We start from the raw sequence: 20,545 nt of genomic DNA, 5'->3' as shown, positions 1-20,545 counted from the left end.
GTGTGAGCCGCCCGGAGCACTCCTTACTCAGCCGGCCGCTGCCTTCAGTGCGTCACCGAGCGCGTTGGCCTCGTCGGGAGTCATCTCGACGACGAGCCGGCCACCGCCCTCCAGCGGGACCCGCATGACGATGCCCCGCCCCTCCTTGGTGACTTCCAGCGGACCGTCGCCCGTCCGCGGCTTCATCGCCGCCATGTTGTCTCCCCTCAGACCTACACCAGGGTCGGTGGGTTGCCCCACAGCCACTTCGTCACGACCACCCGCAACGGTCACGGGGGTGTCAACAAACGATTTTCCCTGATGAACACCGCCGGACCCAAACCGGAGCAGCATTGATGTAACAGCATCTAGCTTATCTTGAGAAGGCCTGTCACAATGTGCGGTCATGCAGGCACGGTCGGCACTCTTCGACCTGTACGGCGACCACCTCCGGCCGAGGGGTGGCCGGGCACCGGTTGCTGCCCTGGTCAAGCTACTGGCGCCGCTGGGAATCGCACCGCCAGCAGTTCGCACCGCCGTGTCCCGGATGGTGCGTCAGGGCTGGCTCGAACCCCTCCGGTTGGCCTCCGGGCCGGGATATTCGATCACACCGAAAGCCGCCCGGCGACTCGACGAGGCAGCAGCCCGGATCTACCGGACCGGGCGGGTCACCTGGGACGGCCGGTTCGATCTGCTGGTGTTGGAGGCCCCGGGCTCCCGGCGGGACCGCCAGCGGCTCGCCGCCAACCTGAGCTTCCTCGGTTACGGGACGCTCGACGAGCAGACCTGGGTCGCCACCCGCCCCGCCGAGGACGTCGACCTCCTCCTCGCCGAGACCGGCATCCGGTTCGAACGGTTCACCGCCGCACACTTCTCTGGCACCCCCGGCGCGATGGGCGTGGTCCGACGCGCCTGGGACCTGGCCGAGATCGGCCGCGCCTACGAGCGGTTCGTCGCCGACCAACGCCCGCTGCTCGCCGCGGTCACCGTCCGCAGCAGCGACGAGGAGGCGTACGCGACGCGGTTCCGGCTCGTGCACGCGTGGCGTACGTTCCTCTTCCAAGATCCGCAACTGCCCCCGGCGCTGCTGCCCGAGCGGTGGCCCGGCACGGCGGCGGCAAGCTTCTTCGACCGGCACGCGGCCCGCCTGCGTCCGGCCGCCGACCGGTACGTCGAGCAGTGCCTCGACGCCGGCAACCGCATCGTCCGACAGAAGGGTCGTTAGACACGTGACCGAGCCGCTGCTTGTCGACCGGACCGATGCCGTCGTCACCCTCACGCTGAACCGGCCGAACGCCATGAACGCGTTCGACGTGGCGCTCAAGGAGGCGCTGCGGGACGCCCTGGCCAAGCTGGAGAGCGACAGGTCCTGCCGCGCGGTCGTCCTGGCCGGGGCCGGTGGGTCGTTCAGCGCCGGGCAGGACCTGCGCGAGCACGTGGCCACCCTGGAGAATTCCGCAAGTGACCCGCTGGGCACCGTACGGGCGCACTACAACCCGATCGCCGCCCGGCTGGCCAACCTGCCCAAGCCGGTGATCGCCGCGGTCCGTGGGATGGCCGCCGGGGCGGGCGCGTCGCTGGCCTTCCTGGCCGACATCCGCATCGGTGGTCCGAGCACGAGTTTCCTGATGGCCTTCGCCAAGGTCGGTCTGGCCGCCGACACCGGCGCCTCCTGGACGCTGCCCCGACTGGTCGGCCACGCCAAGGCGGTGGAGCTGCTGATGCTTGCCGAGCCGGTCCGCGCCGAGGAGGCCTGCCGGCTGGGCCTGCTCAACCGGTTGACGGACGACGACGAACAGGTGTTGCCGGTCGCCCAGGAGTTGGCCGCCCGGCTCGCCGCCGGCCCGACCGTCGCGTACGGGGCGATCAAGCGGCAGCTCTCCATCGCCGACGCCGGCACCCTCGCCGACGCCCTCTCCGCCGAGGCGCAGGCCCAGTCCATCTGCGGTGCCACCGCCGACCACCGATCGGCCACCCTCGCCTTCGTCGCCAAGCAGAAACCGGTCTTCGAGGGACGCTGAACGCGATCCGGACACCACCCTTACCGTCCTCGAACACCCGCCGCCTAGCGTCGGCCGGTATGAGCGATCGTGAAGCGGTGGCACACCTGCTGCGCCGGGCCACCTTCGGGCCGACCGCCGACGAGGTGGACACGGCCGAACGGGCCGGGCCGGCGGCGACCCTGGACCGGCTGCTCACCCCGCCCGCGACGGACCGGGGTGCGGCGGCCACGCCGCTCCCGACGCTGCCGGCGGACCCGTACGCCGGGCTGAGCAAGGACTCCACCCGCGAGCAGCGACAGCAGGCGAACGCGGAGCGCCGCACGCAACTCCAGCAGGTCACCGAATGGTGGCTGGACCGGATGGTGGCCGCCGACGACGGGCTGACCGAGAAGCTGCTCTTCTTCTGGCACGGGCACTGGGCCACCAGCGCGCAGAAGGTCAAGTCGGCGCGGTTGATGGTGGGTCAACTGGAGACGCTGCGCCGGCATGGTCGTGGGCCGCTGGGCCCGCTCGTCGCCGCGATGGTGCGCGACCCCGCCCTGATCGTCTGGCTGGACGGGCAGAAGAACACCCGCAAGGCACCGAACGAGAACCTGGCCCGCGAGCTGATGGAACTCTTCACCCTCGGCATCGGTGCCTACGGCGAGGCCGACGTCAAGGCCGGAGCGCGGGCGCTGACCGGCTGGGTGGTGGACCGGCGTACCGGGGTGGCCCGCTTCGAGCCCAAACGGCACGACCCCGGCGAGAAGACGATCCTCGGGCAGAGCGGCCGGTTCGACGCCGCGGCGTACGCCGGTCTGCTGGCCGCCCAACCGGCGGCGGCGACCTTCGTGGCCGGGCGGCTCTGGTTCCGGTACGCGGGCAGCGACACCCCGGCACCGGACGGTCTGGCCGGTGCGGACACCATCGCGACACTGCGTGCGGTCCTCTCCGCGCCTGCCTTCACCCGGACCCGCGGCACGCTCGTGAAGCAGCCGGTGGAGTGGCTCGTCGGCGCGCTGCGGCAGCTCGGAATCCGGCCGTCCGCGCTGCCCGAGCAGCAGCGCAAGCAACTGCTGACCGGCCTGAACGCGCTGGACCAGGTGCCGCTGCGTCCACCGAGCGTGGGCGGTTGGCCGGCCGGGGCCGCCTGGCTGACCACCTCCTCGTTGCAGGCCCGGCTGCGGACGGCCGGAGTGCTCGCCGCTGCCACGGCACCAGCGGTACTGGCCCGGCTGACCGCCGCGCCCGCCGCCGGGCGACCGGACGCGCTGGCCCGACTGCTCGTGGTCGACGGCTGGGGGGCACGCACCCGCGCCGCCCTCACCCCGCTTGCCGGTGAGCCCCGCAAGCTGCTGATCGCCGGACTGGTCAGCCCCGAATACACCGTCAGCTGAGCGGAGGAGTCGACATGGACACCCTGACCCGACGCAGGTTCCTGCTGACCAGCGGAGTGGTCGGCGCGGGCGCGCTGGCCGCCGGGGCCGGCGCGTACAGCCTGCGGGACCTGCTGGACACCAGCGGAGACGGCGACCCACAGTCCCGCACGCTGGTGCTGGTGACCCTCTACGGCGGCAACGACGGGCTCAACACGGTCATCCCGTACGGCGACCCGGCCTACCGGGCGGCTCGCCCCGAGCTGGCGTACCCGGACGGGGAGCTGCTGCGGTTGGACGACGACTTCGCCCTCAACCCGGCACTGGCCGGCCTGCACGAGCGCTGGTCCGGTGACGGATTGGCGATCGTACGCGGGGTCGGCTACCCGAAGCCGGACCGCAGCCACTTCCGGTCGATGGACATCTGGCACACCGCGCAACCGGACCGGCCCGGCAACACCGGCTGGCTCGGGCGGTGGTTGGACCGGGTCGGTGGCGACCCCCGGCTGGCGGTCTCCTTCGAGCCGGCGCTCCCGCCGCTGCTGGCCGGTGCGCAGAGCGCCGGCGCGGCCGTGCCGGTGACCGACCGCAAGGCCGCAAAGGGCCTGTCGGCGGAGACGCTCACCGCCTTCGCCGCCGCCGAGGCGGGCGAGTCGACGGCCCGGAGTCGCGCCGCCGCCTGCTTCGCCGACATGCGCTCGGTGGACGAGATGATCCGCGAGGTCCGTGACTCCGCCGACCCGGACACGGCGGACCCGGACGGCGAGCAGGCTCCCGCGACGGCCACCGGAGGGGCACGCACACCGCTCGACGCGCAGCTCGACCTGGTCGCGCAGTGCGTCGAGGCGGGAGTGTCCACCCGGGCCTTCTCGGTGTCGCTCGGCGGTTTCGACACGCACGCCGACGAGAAGCAGTTGCAGGCCGTGCTGCTGGGCCAACTGGACCGGGCGTTGACCAGGTTCGCCGACCGGATGAGTCGTACCGAGGCGGGCCGGAAGGTGGTGGTGGCGGTCTACTCCGAGTTCGGCCGTCGGGTACGCGCCAACGCCTCGGACGGCACCGACCACGGCACCGCCTCGGACGTGCTGTTGCTCGGCGCGGGCGTCCGTGGTGGCTGGCACGGCGCAGCACCGAGCCTCACCGACCTCGACGACGGCGACCTGAAATACACCACCGACTTCCGGGATGTCTACGCCACGCTGCTTGAACGGGTGCTGGACACCGACCCGGGCCCGGTCCTCGCCGACTGGCGGGGACGAGTGGAGAAGCTCTTCTAAGGCCTGTTTCATAAGAACTGGCCGGCCTGCGGCGGGCCCGGACGACGCCCGGCGGCGTTGCGGTTTCGTCCGGATACAACACCGGTATCCGGACGAAACCGCGCCTTGCCGGATCGCCGCCCGGACCCCGCCTCGGCTCGACCGCCCTTATGAAACAGGCCTTAGTCGCACCGCCGTTCGAGATCGTCGGTGCCGACTCGTTCTCGCCGGGATCACGCACCAGGCGGGCACGTTGCCGCCTGGGACGGCCCGCGAGGGCTGACTGTCACTTCAGGTGGGCGGCGAGGGGGATGTTCTGCGCCCTGAGGGCGGTGGCGATCAGGCCGGCGATCTGTCTGGCGCCGGCGGCCTCGAAGTGGGTGTGGTCGTTGCAGAAAAACGCACCGACCGCGCCCGTCGAGTAGTTACCGTTGTTCGGGCACAGCCTGAGCGTGTTGTAGAGCGCCACGCTCCGCGCGTGCAGGTCGATCACCGGTACGCCGTTCGCGGCGGCCGCAGCCGTCGTCTCGGCGACGAAACCGCGATTGCCGACGGCGGTGCTGCCGCTGCACGTGATTGCCGCGACCGGGGTGACGAAGATTGGCTGCACGCCTCTGGCTTTGGCAGCCGTCGCCATGACGCCGAGCAGCTCCTTGAAGCGGTTGGCGCCAACGTGTCGCGGGCAGGCCGAGTCACCGTCGTTGATGCCGAACTGGATGATCAGATAGTCACCGGCCTTGAAGCCGCTGTCGGTGTTCACCATCGCCGACCACCTGGCGCTGTAGGCGGTCGAGCTGAGCGCGCACTCGCCGGCCGAGTTCTTGGTGGAGGTCACATTGCCCTCGTACAGCCACGTCTGGATGCTGCGACCGCCGACGGCACTGTTCTGCACGGTGACGTTCGAGTTGAGGTAGGACGCGAACTGGCTGCCCCAGCCGATCGGACAGGAACTGGCATTCATCATCGTGGAGTCGCCGGCCATCCACACTTTGACCGGCACAGGTGGCGACGACGTGGGAGGGGTGGTCGGCGGTGTGGTCGGGTCGGTGCAGGGTGTTGACGTCGGCGTCGGCGTCGCGGTGGGGGTCGCTGCCGGCGGGCCGGCACAGGTGACGCCGTTGAACGAGAACGACGACGGCACCGGGTTGCTGCCGCTCCACGAACCGGTGAAGCCAAAGTTGACCGACGCGCCGGAGCCGACGGCACCGTTGTAGCTCACGTTGGTGGCGGTCACCGCCGTGCCGGTGACCGTGACGGTGGCGTTCCATGCCTGCGTCACGCCCTGCCCGGGGGCGAGGCTCCAACCCACTGCCCAACTGGTCACGGCGTCACCGAGGTTGGTGACGACGACGTCGGCTCCGAACCCGCCGGCCCACTGGCTGGTAACCCGGTAGGCGACACCGCACGCCGGGGTGGCGGCCCGGGCGGTGGCGATGCCGAGCCCGCCGGCCATGACGGTCAGCACCGTTGCCGCCAGGACCACGAAACGCGCTCGCCGTACCTTCATCGGGGAACTCCTGACGTGATCGGAGACGCTCGCCATCAGGTGGTGGCAGCGCACGGGGAGCCGTTGAGGGCGAAACCGGTCGCTCCGCCGAGCGGGCTGTCGGTGACAAATCCGAAGCTTGTCGACCCGGCGGCCGGGATCACCGCGTTCCAGGGCACGTTCACCGCCGCGGCCGCAGCACCGGACTGGGTGACTGTGGAATTCCAGGACTGCGTGATCCGCTGACTGCCGGGCAGGGACCAGGTCAGTGTCCAACCGTCGACCGGGACGGTGGAGGTGTTGCTGAGCGTCACGTCGAACTGGGCACCCGTACCCCAGTCACCGGTCTTGCGGTAGGTGACCGCGCAGGCCCCGGCCACCGGAGTGGTCGGCTCAGGAGTGGGGGTCGGGGTCGGGACCGTGGTCAGTTGTGCGCTGAGGACCGGGGCCAACCTGTCGGTGATGGCCTGGTGACCTGCGTCGTTCGGGTGCACCGAGTCGCTCAGGCCGCCGGACGGCAGCCAGCCGGTCGTGTCCACGTAGAACACGTCGGCGTCACCCGCGGCGTTGCGTGCCCGCACTGCCGCCTCCGTCTCCGCCGCGTAACGCCCGATGAACGTCCGCATGGCGAAGAGCTTGGCGTTCGGAAACCTGGCCCGGATCCTCGTGAGGAAGCTCGTGTACGTCGCCTGGAAGGCCGCGGCGCTCACGCCGTGGCTCCTGTCATTGGTCCCCAGGTTGATCACCACGCCATCGGCCGTGTAGCGGGAGAAGTCCCACTGGTCGGTGCCGGCCTGGCCACCTGACGACATCCAGTAGCGGGTCGTGTGCGCCCAGCATCCATCGGTCGTCTCGGCCAGACACATGCCACCGATCGCGATCTGGGTGTGGTCGTAGCCGAGCCTCTCACCGACCTTGAAGCCGTAGTCCGTCACGGCGAGTTGACTGCTCGTGGCGCCCGCGGTGATCGAGTCACCGACGAACTCGACCAGCTTGGGGCGGACCGGCGGCGTGAACGTGCGCGCGCCCGACTCCAGGATCAGCCCCTGGAAGACCGCGTCACCGGTGTAGGAGCCGGCCACCTGCCGGTAACTGACGATCAACGTGTGGTTGCCGGCAGCCAGCGCGGTCGGCGTCAGGTTGATCGTGCCGGAGCCGGTGAAGGACGTGAACGCCCTACCGTCGATGCTGGCCCACAGTTGGATGGTGTTGCGCTGCCTGAGCTTCACCGTCCTGCCGGTGAACCCGACCCGCAGGTACGCGCCGGCCCAGTAGGGCACGTAGGCCGTGGCGTTCGTCTTGTTCCACCGGCCGACGAAGCTGATGTTCGAGTCGGCCGGGGTGCCGTCACCGACAGCAGCCTCGGCGCTGAGGACCGGCAGACCTGCGGCGAGCACGCCGGCTGCGACGGCGATGAGCGCCGCGGTACGCGTCCTCGCCAAAGCGTTCATGAGCGTCCCGAGTCGGGTACGCGGGGAGATCTTCGTCATCGGATGGGGTTCCAGCCGTCGTTGCCCGCCAGGTAGGCGGTGGGGGTGTACTGGGTGGCGGTCGAGGCGCTCAGCTGCGGCCGGTTGGCGTTGACGACCGCACCGGCCCCGGTGCTGCTGTACTCCGCGAACCGGGCGGTCCTCCAGGAGAAGCCGGACATGTCCGTCCAGGGGTCGGTGCGGATGTGTGCGCCCATCGCTACGCCCCGGTAGAGGACCTGACCGCGGGCGTTGACGTCGCCGCTGGGGTGCCAGGGCCGGCCCAGATAGACGGTTCTGGCGGGGGCGTTGCTGGTCAGTGTGGTGCCCCAGAACAGGAAGCCGAACCTGTTGTTGATGTCGGTGGCCGCAGCGGTGATGTAGCCGTTGTTCGACGACGAGCCCCGGGTGAGCGAGTGCACGGTGCCGTTCTGGAAGACCATGGTGCCCCGCCCGAAGACGAAGTCGACGTCACCCTCTACGTAGGAGTTGCGGACGTAGAGACGCCGGACCGAGCTGACACTTGGTGCGTTGACCAGCAGGGTGTCCTGGTTGCCGAGAATGCGGACGTTGTCGAACTGCACCCGGTCGCCGGAGGTGTTGACAGCGACGGCCTGCTCGGCGTCGAGGGTGTTGGCGGCTTCGTTGAAGTCGTTCGACATGGTCAGGTTCTTGATCGTGGTGTCATTGGCGTTGACGAAGACCGAGGCGCTGCCGGACGTGCCGTAGGTACCGCCAGCGGGCTTGATCTGGCCTGCCGCGTGCCCTTCGACGATCACCACCTGGGCGGCGGAGCCGCCGGCGCCGGCCAACGTGAGGTAGGGCTTGTTGGCCGGGATGGTGACCACGCCCCGGTAGGTGCCGGGTTTGATGGTGATGGTGACCGGAGCGCCGTTGTTCGCCGCGACACTGTCGATCGCCGCCTGCACGTTCGTGTAGTTGCCGCTGCCGTCGGCGGCCACGGTGATGGTCGCGGAGGCGGACGCGGCAGAAGCCATCGGGACAGCGGCGGCGAGAGCGCACACCGTCACCACCGCCACCGAACGCACGCGAAGAATCCTGCCGGATGTGGTCATAAGCATCCTCCGATCCCACGGGGCCTCCGCCGAAGGTCATGCCGATCCGGCAGACGACGACGAAAGTTAACGCTAACATCGCTAAATGGAAATATAAAGATGCAGCGGCCGCAGGGGTGAGCAGCGGTTACCCTGCCGTGGGTGCTGGGCGTCGGCGTGGCCACCGCTGGCAGCGTCGCGCCGAGGCCAGGGCGTCGTCGACTGCCTCGAACGACACGAGGCGGGTCAGCTCACCCTGATGGCCTGGAGCGAACCGCCCAACCGAACGGCACGGTTCTAGTCGTCCTCTTCCGGATCCTGGTTGGCCTGCTCGCCCAGCACGAAAGCCTGCATGGCCAGCTCGTCACCGGCCGGCGAGACGAACGCGGGCAGCTCCCGGGGCCCCAACTCCTGCACGTAGGACCAGAACAGACGAACCGCCTCGGCCGGCGTGCCGGCCTCGATCGGCAGGTCGAGGCTGACCAGCCAGGTGCGCCGGGCCGGGGGCGGGCCGAGCTGGTCGGCGAGCGCCCGGAAGGCCGCCGGGTCGAGGGCGGTGACCGGCCCGTCGAGCGTCAGCAGGTCGGCCGGCACCGGCTCGTCGAAGACCCTCCGGGTGTACGCGACGACGAGCGTTTCCGGCTCGACCGGGGACTGCGGGTCGTCCGGGTCCTCGCGGTGGCGCTGCCCCGGCGCGCTGACCCGACCGAGGGCAACCAGCCGTGGCGGCCCGTCGACCAGAACGGCCACCTGGTCGCCCGGGGCCGGCCGGACGACACCGGTCAGCCCGGTCAGCTCCAGCGTGTCGTGGTGCACGAGCCGCTCGGCCTCGTAGCGCTCGGCGGGCAGCAGCACCGCCCAGGTGCCCACCCCGTCGGTGTGGCCGGCCGCACCGGCCCGGTGCGCGGTCTCGGTCGTCATGTCTGACATCTCATCACGCCACCGGTGGGACGGTGACGTGACAGCCGACGATGTGATCGTCGACCATGCCGGTGGCCTGCATCAGCGCGTACGCGGTGGTCGGGCCGACGAACCGGAAGCCGCGCTTCTTCAGGGCCTTGGCCATCGCCGTCGACTCCGGGGTGATCGGCGCGAGCTCGGCGAACGAGGCCGGGCGGGCCGGCCGGCGCTCCGGCGCGAAGGACCAGAGCAGCACGGACAGACCCTCCGGCAGCTCCAGTGCGGCGCGGGCGTTCGCGATCGCCGCCTCGATCTTGGCCCGGTTACGGACGATGCCGGCGTCGGCGAGCAGCCGGGTCACGTCGGAGTCGTCGTAGCTGGCGACGGTCGGCAGGTGGAACTCGTCGAAGGCCAGCCGGAACGCCGGACGCTTGCGCAGAATGGTCAGCCAGGACAACCCGGACTGGAACGCTTCGAGCGTCATCCGCTCGTAGAGCTGGTCGTCGCCGCGCAGCGGCCGCCCCCACTCCGTGTCGTGGTAGACGGCGTAGTCGGGGGTGCTCGACCCCCAGGCGCAGCGCGCCAGCCCGTCGGCGCCGATCACCAGGTCAGTCACCTCGCCCACGCTAGGGCATGGCACCGACACCGGGCCGCACGGTCAGGGCAACCGGCCCTGCTCGACCAGGCGGGCGAACCTCTTCAGCGCCTGGGTGAGGCCGAGCTTGGAGCCGGGCCAGAGCACCGGCCAGGCCAGTCGACCGGCTCGGCCGCCCGGCAGGTGGAACCACTCGTGCCAGACGACCTGGGTGCGGTCCCGGCCAAGCTGGGTACAGCGCAGCACCCCCGGGCCACGCAGGAGGTGGCCGTGGTGCACGACGCCGATCTCGTACGGCTCGTCGACCCGGACCACCCGCATCTCGTCGCGCAGGGTCGCCCGGCCGATCGCGGTCACCGCCTCGATCCGGCTGCCCTCGCGCCCGTCGCCCTCGACCACTCGGACGCGGGTGAACGGGATCCAGTCGGACTGACGTTCCCAGGCGAGCAGGGCGGCGAAGACCCGCTCCGCCGGTGCGTCGACGATCACCGTCGCGGTCACCTCACCAGCACCCGGTCGGGCCGCCTCCCGAAGATCGTCGGCACCCTCCGGGTCGGTCACGCGGACTCCGACCGGACCACCGCGTCGCGCTTCTCGGTGCCGTCGGCGGGCTGCCCACGATCGGCCGACTCGTCGTCGGCGGGGGTCGCGGCAGGCGCCACACCATCGGAATCCGCCGGGGACGAGGTGGCGGCCGGCAACGAGCCGGGGGTCGTCGAGCCGACCGGGGCCGAACCGGCCTCGCCGTTCAGCGGCGCGTCTTTGCCTGGCTCGGCCGCCGTACCCGGCTCTGCCGCCCCGCCCGGTTCCGCCGCCTCTGCGGGCGTCACCTGGGCCTCGTCGGCGGTCGTCGCCTTGCTGACGGACTGCTCGCGGGCCTGGCGCAGCACGTCCGCGTCGTCGGTGCGCCCCTCACGCAACGCGATGACCTCCGACTCCAGTACGCCGATCAGCTCGGACTTGTAGCCGATGTCGTAGGCGGCACGGCGCATCGCCTGATCGACCTGGTCCATCCGGTACCCGCGCAGCCCGGTGTCGAAACGGACCGCCCCCACGTCGGATTCGCGCAGCGGGCGGCTGCCCGGCAACGCCACGGCCTGCGAATCCGGCTCGGCTGGCACCAGCCCGGGATCACGGCCGCTGACCAGCACCGTCACGCCGAATATCACCGCCGCGACGGTCAACGCCACGACCAGGAGGAGCAGAAGCTGACCCATGTACTGATCGTGGCATGGCAGCCGGCCCGGAGCGACCCCGCCACCCGTCCCGATCGTGATCGGTGCCGACGCCCGGGGCGGATCGCGGACGGGCGACCGACTAGCGTCGGGACCGGCCGACGCGGCGGCGACGGCGCGAACTTCCAGGAGGCGGGCATGGCCGGGGCGCTTCGGCTGGGTGGGCACACGTTCGCCCCCGGCGAGCTGGTGGTGATGGCGATCATCAACCGCACGCCGGACTCTTTCTTCGACCGAGGGGCCACCTACGCCGCCGACAGCGCCCTACGGGCGGTGGAGCGGGCGGTGGACGAGGGCGCGGCCATCATCGACATCGGCGGGGTCAAGGCCGGCCCCGGCGCCGAGGTCGACGTCGCCGAGGAGATCCGCCGCACGGTGGACACCATCGCCGCCGTCCGAGCCGCGTTTCCCGACGTGGTGATCTCCATCGACACCTGGCGGGCCGAGGTGGCGACGGAGGCCGTGGCGGCCGGCGCCGACCTCCTCAACGACACCTGGTCGGGTGCCGACCCCGCGTTGATGCGGGTGGCCGCGCGGACCGGCGCCGGCCTGGTCTGTTCGCACGCCGGCGGCCTCACACCACGGACCAGACCGCACCGGGCGGCCTTCACCGACGTGGTCGCCGACGTGGTCGCGACGGTGACCGGGCTCGCCGAGCGCGCGGCGGCGGCGGGGGTACGCCCCGACGGGATCCTCATCGATCCGGCGCACGACTTCGGCAAGAACACCCGACACTCGCTGGAGATCACCCGCCGACTGGACGAGCTGACCGCAACCGGCTGGCCGGTGCTTGTGGCGCTCTCCAACAAGGACTTCATCGGTGAGACGTTGGGCCTGCCGGTGGCCGAGCGGCTGGAGGGGACGCTCGCCGCGACGGCGGTCTCAGCCTGGCTCGGCGCCCGGGTGTTCCGGGCCCATCAGGTCGGCCCGACCCGTCGGGTGCTGGATCTGGTGGCCTCGATCCGCGGCGACCGCCCGCCCACGGCGACCCGGCGGGGGCTGGCCTGACCGGTTGTCGCGGTAACCGACAGCGAACGGCCGGACGGACCGACACGATCGCCGGAGGCCGTAGCGCTCAGCTCCAGCGGAGGATGTTCCTGCGCCAGGCGTAGAGGATGCCGAGCGCGAGCACCGCCACGAACACCGCCATCTCCACCACCGTCACCAGACCGAAGCCCGGTCGGTCGAAGACCACCGCCCAGGGGAAGAGGAACACCGCCTCGACCGCGAACAGCACGTAGAGGTAGGCGTACACGTAGTAGCGGATCTGCATCTGCGCCCAGTCGGCACCGACCGGGTCGAGCCCGCACTCGTAGCTGGCCCGCTTACCCGGCGGGTCGGCCGGACGTGCCGGGCGTAACACCCGGTTGGCCGAGAACGCCGTAACGAAGAAGAGAACGCTGGCGAGCAGCAGGAGCCCGAGCGTCGCGTACGAGCCCAGGTATCCGGTCACAGTCGGCAGCCTACCGTCCACTCGGACGGGCCGTCCCAAACACGTTACGGATTTGTTTCCAGATGGGACTAGTGCGCTGAGGCAACTGTTACCGAATACTGAACGCCCACCCATGTCACCGGAGGACAGATGGCCCGCGTGAAGGCACCGCCCGGTTACCGGGCGGAGGGGCGGCGTGCCACACCTCTGCTGGCGACCGCGCTCGCGCTCGGTCTGTTCGCGGCGCTCGCTGCGGGCCCGGGCTGGGCCAGCGCGGCCACCCCGGACGTCGACCCGGCCGCGACGTCGGCCGACCCGGTGAACGAGCCCGGAGAGGAGGGCCCCCCGACCACACCGGCGGAGGAGCCCACCCCGACCGAGGTCCCGGGCGGCGAACCCGAGCCGAGCGAGCCGGCACCGGAGACCACCCCACCCCCTCCGGCGACGACGCCGGCAGCGCCGGTGACCACCGCCCCGGAGGTCCCCCCGGCGCCGACCACCACCGCGCCCGCGCCGGTCAGCACCACCCGACCGCCCACCCCGGCGCCCCCGACGGCTCCTCCGATCGCGCCGAACCCCCCGGCCCCACCGATCCGTCCGCCCGCGCCGGTGTCAGCGCCGCCGGAGCAGAGCCCGCTTGCCGTGCAGGTCACCACCGGCGACGTCACCGTCACCGAGGCGTACTGGAACACCGCGAGCACCGCCGCCACCCTGCAGGTCACGGTGCACAACACCGGCAGCACCGCGGAGCGGATCCGACTGTCGTACACGCTGCCCGCCGGGCTTACCGACGCCGGCACCAGGGGCTGTGCCGCCGCCGGCGGCGGGGCGTACCGCTGTGGGGCCTGGACGGCCGAGGCGGGTGCCCGGTTCAGCACGGTGCTGCGCCTGCGGGTCGCCGGCACGGCGTGGAAGCAGATGCCGCTCAGCGGCTCCGTCCAGGTCGTCGCGGACGCGCCGGGGGTGCCCGGCGAGGCGACCGACGACCAGGGCTTCGCGGTGCTCTTTCCGCCCGGCCCGCCGATGCCCGGCATCGCGCTCGCCGCCGACGAGGTGGCCTTCGACATCAGCGGCGGCCCGAGCGTCCTCACGCTCCGGCTTGGCAACACCGGCACGGTGGACGCCGCCGGCCGGGTCGAGGTCGTCCTGCCGGCCGGGGTGACCGTGCCGACCCCACCGCTCGGCTGCGTGGCGGTCGACCCGACGCGTACCCGTTGCGACGCCGGTGTGGTGCTGGCCGGCGCGACCGCCGAGGTGCAGTTGCCGGTGGAGGCGACGCCGCAGGCCCAGCGGGAAGCGCCGTTGTCCGGCGCCCTGATCGGTCAGCTCGATCCGCGCAGCGGCCCGACCCGTCGGGTGCAGATGAGCTTCCGGATCACCGCGGCGGCCGCCCTCGCCACGCCGGTGGTCTCCCCGCCCGCACCGACCGGCTCGCAGGGCGTGCTCCCGGCCGGGGCCGCGAGCGGAGACGGCGGGATGACCTCGGTGCGGCGCACCGCGGTCATCCTGATCGTGGTCTCCGCACTGTTGGGGGCGCTGGCCCTCACCTTGGCCACGACCTCGCTGCGCCGTCGGTTCGGCGGCCCGGCGCCCGAGCCCGCGCCAAGCCCCGCCGACTGATCGACGGATGGGCCCGGCACCGGTGCGGCCGGGGTCATCGACGCGACCGGGTGGTGATCTGAATTACGGCGGGCGGGGCGTAACACCGCAAAGGCGGGCACTTCTCCTCCCGGTCGGGTCCCAGTCGGCGGACCTCCGGCGGTGGTTAGGTCTCCCTTAGACGTAGGCTCTCAGGTGAGGAACGACAGCGGCCGGACCAGCCTGGGCGGTGCGGTGGAGCGTTGCGTCAAGGAGGTTCCGTGGCCGGGCGAGCCCCGCAGTCGCGAACGAAGGTGGCACAGTGACCAAGCAGATCCGTCAACTCGACCGGGTGGTCATCCGGTTCGCCGGTGACTCCGGCGACGGCATGCAGCTGACCGGGGACCGGTTCACCTCGGAGACGGCGCAGCTCGGCAACGACATCTCGACGCTGCCGAACTTTCCCGCCGAGATCCGGGCTCCCGCCGGCACCCTGCCGGGTGTGTCGAGCTTCCAGGTGCACTTCGCCGACTACGACATCCTCACACCTGGTGACGCGCCAAACGTGCTGGTGGCGATGAACCCGGCGGCCCTCAAGGCCAACCTGGCCGACCTGCCGCGCGGCGCGGACATCATCGTCAACACCGACGAGTTCACCAAGCGCAACCTCGCCAAGGTCGGCTACCAGACCAGCCCACTGGACGACGACTCGCTCGTCGGCTACGTCGTGCACCCGGTGGCGCTGACCTCGATGACCGTTGGCGCGCTCGCCGCCCATCAGGTGTCCAAGAAGGACGCCGAGCGGTCGAAGAACATGTTCGCCCTCGGCCTGCTCTCGTGGATGTACTCCCGGCCCTACGAGTCGACCCTGCGCTTCCTGGAGCGCAAGTTCGCGGCCCGTCCCGAGCTGGTCGCCGCGAACGTCGCCGCCTTCAAGGCCGGCTGGAACTTCGGCGAGACCACCGAGGACTTCGCGGTCCGCTACGAGGTCAAGCCGGCGAAGATGAAGCCGGGCACCTACCGCAACATCACCGGCAACGCGGCGCTCTCGCTGGGGCTCGTCGCCGCCGGGGTCCGCTCCGGGCTGCCGGTCTTCCTCGGCGCGTACCCGATCACGCCCGCGTCGGACATCCTGCACGAGCTGAGCAAGCACAAGCGCTTCGGTGTGCTCACCATGCAGGCCGAGGACGAGATCGCCGCCGTCGGCGCCGCACTCGGCGCCTCCTACGGCGGGTCGCTCGGGGTGACCACCACCAGCGGCCCCGGTGTGGCGCTCAAGAGCGAGACGATCTCGCTCGCGGTGGCGCTGGAGCTGCCGCTGGTGATCGTGGACGTGCAACGCGCCGGCCCGTCGACGGGCATGCCGACCAAGACCGAGCAGGCCGACCTCAACATGGCGCTCTACGGTCGGCACGGCGAGGCCCCGGTCGCGGTGATCGCGCCCCGGTCACCGTCGGACTGCTTCTTCGCGGCACTCGAGGCGGCCCGGATCGCGCTCACCTACCGCACCCCGGTGATCCTGCTGTCCGACAACTACGTCGCCAACGGCTCGGAGCCGTGGCTGCTGCCCGATGTGGAGTCGCTGCCCGACCTGCGGGTCGAGTTCGCCACCAAGCCCAACGGCGAGGACGGCACCACCTTCCTGCCCTACCTGCGTGACCCGCAGACCCTGGCGCGGCCGTGGGCAATCCCCGGCACGGCGGGCCTGGAGCACCGGATCGGCGGCCTGGAGAAGGCCGACAAGACCGGGGACATCTCCTACGACCCGGCCAACCACGACTTCATGGTGCGCACCCGGGCCGCCCGGATCGAGACCATCCCGGTGCCGGACATCGAGGTGGAGGACCCGGACGGCGACGCCCGGGTGTTGGTGCTCGGCTGGGGCTCGACGTACGGGCCGATCGGTGCGGCCTGCCGCGGGGTACGCCAGCGTGGCCTGTCCATCGCCCAGGCGCACCTGCGGCACCTGGCGCCGATGCCGGCGAACCTCGGTGAGGTGCTGCGGTCGTACGACAAGGTGGTCATCCCGGAGATGAACCTGGGTCAGCTCGCCCACGTCATCCGGGCCCGCTACCTGGTCGACGCGATCAGCTACAACCAGGTCCGCGGCCTGCCGTTCACGGCCGCCGAGCTGGAGACGACGCTTGAAGAGGTGCTGAAGAATGTCTGAGCCCGTCGCCGTCAAGCTCACCGCGAAGGACTTCAAGTCCGACCAGGAGGTGCGCTGGTGCCCCGGTTGCGGTGACTACGCGATCCTGGCGGCCATCCAGCAGTTCATGCCGGAGCTGAACATCCCCAGGGAGCGCACCGTCTTCGTCTCCGGGATCGGCTGCTCGTCCCGCTTCCCGTACTACATGAACACGTACGGCATGCACTCGATCCACGGTCGGGCCCCGGCGATCGCGACCGGCCTGTCGGTGTCCCGGCCGGACCTGTCGGTCTGGGTGGTCACCGGCGACGGCGACGCGCTCTCCATCGGTGGCAACCACCTGATCCACGCGCTGCGGCGCAACGTCAACCTCAAGATCCTGCTGTTCAACAACCGGATCTACGGTCTGACCAAGGGCCAGTACTCGCCGACCTCCGAGGTCGGCAAGGTCACCAAGTCGACCCCGGCCGGCTCGGCGGACGCCCCGTTCAACCCGCTCTCACTCGCCCTGGGCGCGGAGGCCAGCTTCGTCGGCCGCACCATCGACTCCGACCGCAAGCACCTCCAGTCGGTGCTGCGGGCCGCCGCGGAGCACGAGGGTTCGGCCTTCGTGGAGATCTACCAGAACTGCAACATCTTCAACGACGGCGCGTTCGAGCAGCTCAAGGACCCGTCCACCAGGGACGACTACCTGATCCGCCTGGAGCACGGCCAGCCGATCACCTTCGGGGCCGACGGGCAGTTCTGCGTGGTGCACCCGCCGGGTGCCTTCGGCCTGGAGGTCCGGGAGACCAGCTCGGTCCGCCCGGAGGAGATCGTCGTGCACGACGCGACGGTGACCGACCCGGCGTACGCCTTCGCGTTGTCCCGGCTGCCCGGCCTGGACCTGCGCAACACGCCGATCGGTGTGTTCCGCTCGGTGGCCCGACCGTCCTACGACAGCGTGGTGCAGGAGCAGTTGGCCACGGCGAAGGCGAAGGTCACCGAGACCCCCGAGCAGCAGCTCGCCGGCCTGCTGGGCAGCGGCGACACCTGGACCATCGTCTGATCAGCAGTCCGTGACGAGAACGGCCGTCCCCGATACGGGGGCGGCCGCTCTTCTCGTCGTACCGACGATGCCTCAGCGCTTGGCGGTGGCCGGCGTCCAGAGGTTGTCGATCTCCTTCTCGGCCGCCGCGAGGCTCGCCTCGTGCAGCGGGATCAGCTCGGCCATCGCCGGCACCGACGGTGCCAGGGTCAGCTCGGCGCTGATGAAGCGCGGCTGCATGCCGGTCATCGACAGGCCGTGCGGAAGCCACGGCTCGGCATGGTCCCAACCGGAGCGGGGGGTGCCCTCGCCGTAGCCGCCGCCTCGGGTGGCGAGCACCACGAACTCGCGGCCGCCGAGCAGACCCTCCTGCGTCGTCGGGTCGTACGCCAGTCCGGGAACGATCAGGTGGTCGACCCAGGACTTGACGCTGCTGGGCGCTCCGAAGTTGTAGAGCGGCAGGCCGAGCAGCACGACGTCGGCCCGCTTCACCTCGTCGACCAGCCGCTCGCTTAGCTCCCAGGAGTCGCGCTGCGCCGGGCTGTGCTGGTCCGGCGGCGTCATCCGGGCGAGGCCGCCGTCCGCGTCCAGGTGTGGCAGCGGTTCGGCGCCCAGGTCCCGGTAGGTCACGGTGCCGTCCGGGTGCGCCGCACGCCAGGTGTCGACGGCGCGGGCGGTGAGCCGCCGGCTGACCGACCAGTCACCGCGGATGCTCGAGTCAATATGCAGCAGATGCATCATTTCTCCTTCAGGGATCGTCTGTGGAGCACCAACTATTTATAGCAGGCAGATGTTCCGCTGGGTCGGTAGACTGGGTCACATGTCCGCCCAGCCGCTCGACACCTCCGAGCACCGCTCGGGCGCGCTCCTGGACCACCTGGCCCGGCGGATGCGGCTACGGTCGGAGTCGGTGCTCGCGCCGCTGGGGCTACGCCCCCGGCACCTGGTCGCGCTCACCGTGCTGCGCGCCGGCGGCGGCACCGGTCAACAGGCGCTCGCCGCCATCCTGGAGATGGACAGCACCAACATCGTCGGGCTGCTCAACGACCTGGAGGCGGAGCAGCTGATCGAGCGCCGGCGCTCCCCCGAGGACCGCCGCCGACATGTCGTCGAACTCACCGAAAACGGTGCGAAACGCCTCAGCGAGGCGGAATGTGCGCTTGCCAGCGCCGAGGACGAGGTGCTGGGCGCGCTGAATCCGGCCGAGCGGGAGACGCTCTACGAGTTGCTCAGCCGGGCCTCCACCGGCACGCCGATCACCTGCACCGAGGCGATCTGCGCCACCGACGACACCTGCTGACGCCGCGTCACCCAGCGGCGGGCGGGACGGTCAGGCGGTCGTGGCCGACTGGGGACGGTCGTCGCGTACGTGCACCAGCATGTCGCCGGTCTCGATCACCGCACCGGCCCGGTCGGCCAGGGTGACCACCTTGCCCCGCCGCACCAGAGCGATCACCAGCGAGTCCAGTTCGCGCGGCGAGCGCCCCACCTCGTCCCGCTCTGCCGAACGCATGGCCAGCGCCATGCCCTGACCCGGGGTGAGCAGGTCCTCCACCACGTCGATGAGCGGCGGCGCCGAGGTGGAGAGGCCGAGCAGCCGGCCTGCGGTGGCCGAGGAGACGATCACGTGGTGCGCACCACTCTGCTTCAGCAGTGGCGCGTTCTCCGCCTCCCGGGCCGCCGCGATGATGCGGACCTGACCGGCGGTGAGCTGCCGTACCGTCAGCGCGACGAGCACCGACGCGTCGTCACTGTCGGTCGCGATGATGACGGCCTTGGCGTTCTTGACGTGCGCCTCGTTCAGCACCGACGAGCGGGTCGCCGACCCCTCGATCGCCACCAGGCCGGCGGACGTGGCCTGCCGCAGGGCGGCGGCGCTGCGTTCCACGACCACGATCCGCGAGCGGTCCAGGCCGTTCTCCATCAGGGCCGAGACAGCGCTGCGCCCCTTGGTGCCGTAGCCGCAGATGATGACGTGGTCCTTCACGGCTCTCCTCCACCGCGACAGGCGACGGCCGGTCCGGTACTGCTCGGTCAGAACTTCAAGGGTGGTGCCGACCAGGATGATCAGGAAGATCACTCGGGCCGGGGTGATGAAGAGGACGTTCACCAGCCGGGCCGACGGCGCGGCCGGGGTGATGTCGCCGTAGCCGGTGGTGGAGAGCGACACGACCGCGTAGTAGAAGCAGTCGAGGAGGGTGAGCCCGTCCTCGTTGACATCGCGGTAGCCGTCCCGGCCCAGGTAGACCGCGGCGACCACAGCGAAGACCAGGCCCAGGGCGGCCGCGAGCCGGAGGCTCAGCGCGCTCAGTGGGCCCCGCCGCTGCGCGGGAAAATGGATCACCGTCGAACCTGCTCCCCCGCCGTCTCCTGCACGCCCACAACATAGCGGGTACGGCATCGATCGCACGTCCGGGTTGCACACCGGACAACCCGCACCGCTCCCCCACCCGACTACCTGACGACAACGACGAACCGGCGCAGGCCGGTAGACGGAGGGGGCGCGACCCTCGTGACGACAAGCGGCAGACGGCGAGCCGAGGCCGACCACGAATACACCGAGTACGTCAGGTCCCGGATGGTGCGGTGGCGGCGCACCGCCTACCTGATGTGCGGGGACTGGGACCGGGGGGACGACATCCTGCAACGGGTGCTCACCGAGCTGTACCGCTCGTGGACCAAGGCGCGGCAGGCCGATCACCTGGACGCCCTGGTCCGCACCATGTTGGTGCGACGACTGATCGACGAGCGACGGCTGCGCTGGTCCCGGGTCCGGCTCGGCGCCGCGCTCCCCGAGCGGGCGAGCGCCACCACCGATCCCACCGACCGGATCACCCTCGTCGGCGCGCTGCGCAACGTTCCGCCCCGGCAGCGTGCGGTGCTGGTGCTGCGGTACTTCCAGGACCTCAGCGTCGAGGAGACCGCCCGAGCCATGGGCTGCTCGACGGGGACGGTGAAGAGCCAGACCGCCAAGGGCCTGGCCACCCTGCGCAGCCTGCTCACCCCCACCCTGACCGCCAACTGAG

21 protein-coding genes are annotated in these 20,545 nt (G+C 71.0%); 10 read left to right on the top strand and 11 right to left on the bottom strand.

Annotated elements, in window-relative coordinates; all coding sequences use genetic code 11:
* Window positions 1-27: 27 nt before the first annotated feature.
* Window positions 28-195 (bottom strand): DUF3117 domain-containing protein, encoded by a 168-nt coding sequence (locus AB0C15_RS15860; protein ID WP_007455245.1) that lies wholly within the window; start codon window positions 193-195, stop codon window positions 28-30.
* Window positions 196-385: 190 nt separating this feature from the next.
* Here AB0C15_RS15860 and AB0C15_RS15855 point away from each other — a divergent pair, with 190 nt between their 5' ends.
* From AB0C15_RS15855 to AB0C15_RS15840, 4 genes are read left to right on the top strand one after another with little or no spacing between them, the layout of a single operon-like run.
* A complete protein-coding gene (locus AB0C15_RS15855) occupies window positions 386-1,204 on the top strand; it encodes a PaaX family transcriptional regulator C-terminal domain-containing protein (protein ID WP_357352415.1) in 819 nt (272 codons plus the stop codon).
* Between the two features lie 4 nt (window positions 1,205-1,208).
* Window positions 1,209-2,000, top strand: a complete 792-nt coding sequence (locus AB0C15_RS15850; RefSeq protein WP_357352413.1) for an enoyl-CoA hydratase-related protein — start codon at window positions 1,209-1,211, stop codon at window positions 1,998-2,000.
* Window positions 2,001-2,059: 59 nt separating this feature from the next.
* Complete coding sequence (locus AB0C15_RS15845; RefSeq protein WP_357352411.1) at window positions 2,060-3,358, top strand: DUF1800 domain-containing protein; 1,299 nt, start codon at window positions 2,060-2,062, stop codon at window positions 3,356-3,358.
* Window positions 3,359-3,372: 14 nt separating this feature from the next.
* Window positions 3,373-4,614: a DUF1501 domain-containing protein gene (locus tag AB0C15_RS15840; protein WP_357352409.1), complete on the top strand. Its 1,242-nt coding sequence runs from the start codon at window positions 3,373-3,375 to the stop codon at window positions 4,612-4,614.
* 265 nt (window positions 4,615-4,879) lie between these two features.
* On the opposite strand, the gene AB0C15_RS15835 is transcribed toward AB0C15_RS15840, so the two are convergent.
* From AB0C15_RS15835 to AB0C15_RS15805, 7 genes are all read right to left on the bottom strand, one after another.
* A complete protein-coding gene (locus AB0C15_RS15835; protein WP_357352407.1) occupies window positions 4,880-6,100 on the bottom strand; it encodes a cellulose binding domain-containing protein in 1,221 nt (406 codons plus the stop codon).
* Between the two features lie 35 nt (window positions 6,101-6,135).
* Window positions 6,136-7,569, bottom strand: a complete 1,434-nt coding sequence (locus tag AB0C15_RS15830; protein ID WP_357352405.1) for a cellulose binding domain-containing protein — start codon at window positions 7,567-7,569, stop codon at window positions 6,136-6,138.
* The gene (locus AB0C15_RS15825; protein ID WP_357352403.1) at window positions 7,566-8,597 is read right to left on the bottom strand and encodes a pectinesterase family protein; all 1,032 of its coding nucleotides are present in this window, start codon (window positions 8,595-8,597) and stop codon (window positions 7,566-7,568) included. Before AB0C15_RS15825 ends, AB0C15_RS15830 begins: the two co-directional genes overlap by 4 nt.
* A 303-nt stretch (window positions 8,598-8,900) precedes the next feature.
* On the bottom strand, window positions 8,901-9,524 hold the full coding sequence (locus AB0C15_RS15820) for a hypothetical protein (RefSeq protein ID WP_357352400.1): 624 nt from the start codon (window positions 9,522-9,524) through the stop codon (window positions 8,901-8,903).
* Between the two features lie 13 nt (window positions 9,525-9,537).
* Window positions 9,538-10,119 carry a DNA-3-methyladenine glycosylase I gene (locus AB0C15_RS15815; RefSeq protein WP_357352398.1) on the bottom strand — a complete coding sequence of 194 codons (582 nt, stop codon included), beginning with the start codon at window positions 10,117-10,119 and terminating at the stop codon, window positions 9,538-9,540.
* A 42-nt stretch (window positions 10,120-10,161) separates the two neighbouring features.
* A complete protein-coding gene (locus tag AB0C15_RS15810; protein WP_357352396.1) occupies window positions 10,162-10,659 on the bottom strand; it encodes an SRPBCC family protein in 498 nt (165 codons plus the stop codon).
* Entirely contained in the window at window positions 10,656-11,315 is a 660-nt protein-coding gene (locus tag AB0C15_RS15805; RefSeq protein WP_357352394.1) for a DivIVA domain-containing protein, read from the bottom strand. Before AB0C15_RS15805 ends, AB0C15_RS15810 begins: the two co-directional genes overlap by 4 nt.
* Window positions 11,316-11,471: 156 nt before the next feature.
* Between AB0C15_RS15805 and folP the strand changes: the two genes are divergently transcribed.
* On the top strand, window positions 11,472-12,341 hold the full coding sequence (gene folP / locus AB0C15_RS15800; protein WP_357352392.1) for a dihydropteroate synthase: 870 nt from the start codon (window positions 11,472-11,474) through the stop codon (window positions 12,339-12,341).
* A gap of 67 nt (window positions 12,342-12,408) precedes the next feature.
* Here the strand turns inward: folP and ndhC are convergent, their stop codons facing one another.
* Window positions 12,409-12,786: an NADH-quinone oxidoreductase subunit A gene (gene ndhC / locus AB0C15_RS15795; protein WP_357352390.1), complete on the bottom strand. Its 378-nt coding sequence runs from the start codon at window positions 12,784-12,786 to the stop codon at window positions 12,409-12,411.
* Between the two features lie 129 nt (window positions 12,787-12,915).
* On the opposite strand from ndhC, the gene AB0C15_RS15790 reads away from it, so the two are divergent.
* The 3 genes from AB0C15_RS15790 to AB0C15_RS15780 all read left to right on the top strand — a co-directional run bounded on the left by AB0C15_RS15790 (window position 12,916) and on the right by AB0C15_RS15780 (window position 17,540).
* On the top strand, window positions 12,916-14,385 hold the full coding sequence (locus AB0C15_RS15790; RefSeq protein WP_357352388.1) for a hypothetical protein: 1,470 nt from the start codon (window positions 12,916-12,918) through the stop codon (window positions 14,383-14,385).
* A gap of 280 nt (window positions 14,386-14,665) precedes the next feature.
* The gene (locus AB0C15_RS15785) at window positions 14,666-16,513 is read left to right on the top strand and encodes a 2-oxoacid:acceptor oxidoreductase subunit alpha (protein ID WP_357352386.1); all 1,848 of its coding nucleotides are present in this window, start codon (window positions 14,666-14,668) and stop codon (window positions 16,511-16,513) included.
* A complete protein-coding gene (locus AB0C15_RS15780; protein ID WP_357352384.1) occupies window positions 16,506-17,540 on the top strand; it encodes a 2-oxoacid:ferredoxin oxidoreductase subunit beta in 1,035 nt (344 codons plus the stop codon). The genes AB0C15_RS15785 and AB0C15_RS15780 overlap by 8 nt, the downstream gene beginning before the upstream one ends.
* Window positions 17,541-17,612: 72 nt before the next feature.
* Here AB0C15_RS15780 and AB0C15_RS15775 read toward each other — a convergent pair whose 3' ends face one another.
* Window positions 17,613-18,257 (bottom strand): NAD(P)H-dependent oxidoreductase, encoded by a 645-nt coding sequence (locus AB0C15_RS15775; protein ID WP_357352381.1) that lies wholly within the window; start codon window positions 18,255-18,257, stop codon window positions 17,613-17,615.
* Window positions 18,258-18,339: 82 nt separating this feature from the next.
* Between AB0C15_RS15775 and AB0C15_RS15770 the strand changes: the two genes are divergently transcribed.
* The gene (locus tag AB0C15_RS15770) at window positions 18,340-18,819 is read left to right on the top strand and encodes a MarR family winged helix-turn-helix transcriptional regulator (RefSeq protein WP_357352379.1); all 480 of its coding nucleotides are present in this window, start codon (window positions 18,340-18,342) and stop codon (window positions 18,817-18,819) included.
* Window positions 18,820-18,849: 30 nt separating this feature from the next.
* Here AB0C15_RS15770 and AB0C15_RS15765 read toward each other — a convergent pair whose 3' ends face one another.
* The gene (locus AB0C15_RS15765; protein ID WP_124777438.1) at window positions 18,850-19,863 is read right to left on the bottom strand and encodes a potassium channel family protein; all 1,014 of its coding nucleotides are present in this window, start codon (window positions 19,861-19,863) and stop codon (window positions 18,850-18,852) included.
* Between the two features lie 168 nt (window positions 19,864-20,031).
* Here AB0C15_RS15765 and AB0C15_RS15760 point away from each other — a divergent pair, with 168 nt between their 5' ends.
* A complete protein-coding gene (locus AB0C15_RS15760) occupies window positions 20,032-20,544 on the top strand; it encodes a SigE family RNA polymerase sigma factor (protein WP_357352377.1) in 513 nt (170 codons plus the stop codon).
* Window position 20,545: the final 1 nt, after the last annotated feature.

The organism is Micromonospora sp. NPDC048835 (assembly GCF_040649995.1).
Classification (GTDB): Bacteria; Actinomycetota; Actinomycetes; order Mycobacteriales; family Micromonosporaceae; genus Micromonospora.
This window is presented reverse-complemented; position numbering and strand designations above follow the sequence as displayed.

Coding starts and splice junctions, on each gene's coding strand:
- AB0C15_RS15860 (WP_007455245.1), bottom strand. CDS start 195: ATGGCGGCGATGAAGCCGCGGACGGGCGACGGTCCGCTGGAAGTCACC.
- AB0C15_RS15855 (WP_357352415.1), top strand. CDS start 386: ATGCAGGCACGGTCGGCACTCTTCGACCTGTACGGCGACCACCTCCGG.
- AB0C15_RS15845 (WP_357352411.1), top strand. CDS start 2,060: ATGAGCGATCGTGAAGCGGTGGCACACCTGCTGCGCCGGGCCACCTTC.
- AB0C15_RS15840 (WP_357352409.1), top strand. CDS start 3,373: ATGGACACCCTGACCCGACGCAGGTTCCTGCTGACCAGCGGAGTGGTC.
- AB0C15_RS15835 (WP_357352407.1), bottom strand. CDS start 6,100: ATGAAGGTACGGCGAGCGCGTTTCGTGGTCCTGGCGGCAACGGTGCTG.
- AB0C15_RS15830 (WP_357352405.1), bottom strand. CDS start 7,569: ATGACGAAGATCTCCCCGCGTACCCGACTCGGGACGCTCATGAACGCT.
- AB0C15_RS15820 (WP_357352400.1), bottom strand. CDS start 9,524: ATGACGACCGAGACCGCGCACCGGGCCGGTGCGGCCGGCCACACCGAC.
- AB0C15_RS15805 (WP_357352394.1), bottom strand. CDS start 11,315: ATGGGTCAGCTTCTGCTCCTCCTGGTCGTGGCGTTGACCGTCGCGGCG.
- folP (WP_357352392.1), top strand. CDS start 11,472: ATGGCCGGGGCGCTTCGGCTGGGTGGGCACACGTTCGCCCCCGGCGAG.
- AB0C15_RS15790 (WP_357352388.1), top strand. CDS start 12,916: ATGGCCCGCGTGAAGGCACCGCCCGGTTACCGGGCGGAGGGGCGGCGT.
- AB0C15_RS15780 (WP_357352384.1), top strand. CDS start 16,506: ATGTCTGAGCCCGTCGCCGTCAAGCTCACCGCGAAGGACTTCAAGTCC.
- AB0C15_RS15775 (WP_357352381.1), bottom strand. CDS start 18,257: ATGCATCTGCTGCATATTGACTCGAGCATCCGCGGTGACTGGTCGGTC.
- AB0C15_RS15770 (WP_357352379.1), top strand. CDS start 18,340: ATGTCCGCCCAGCCGCTCGACACCTCCGAGCACCGCTCGGGCGCGCTC.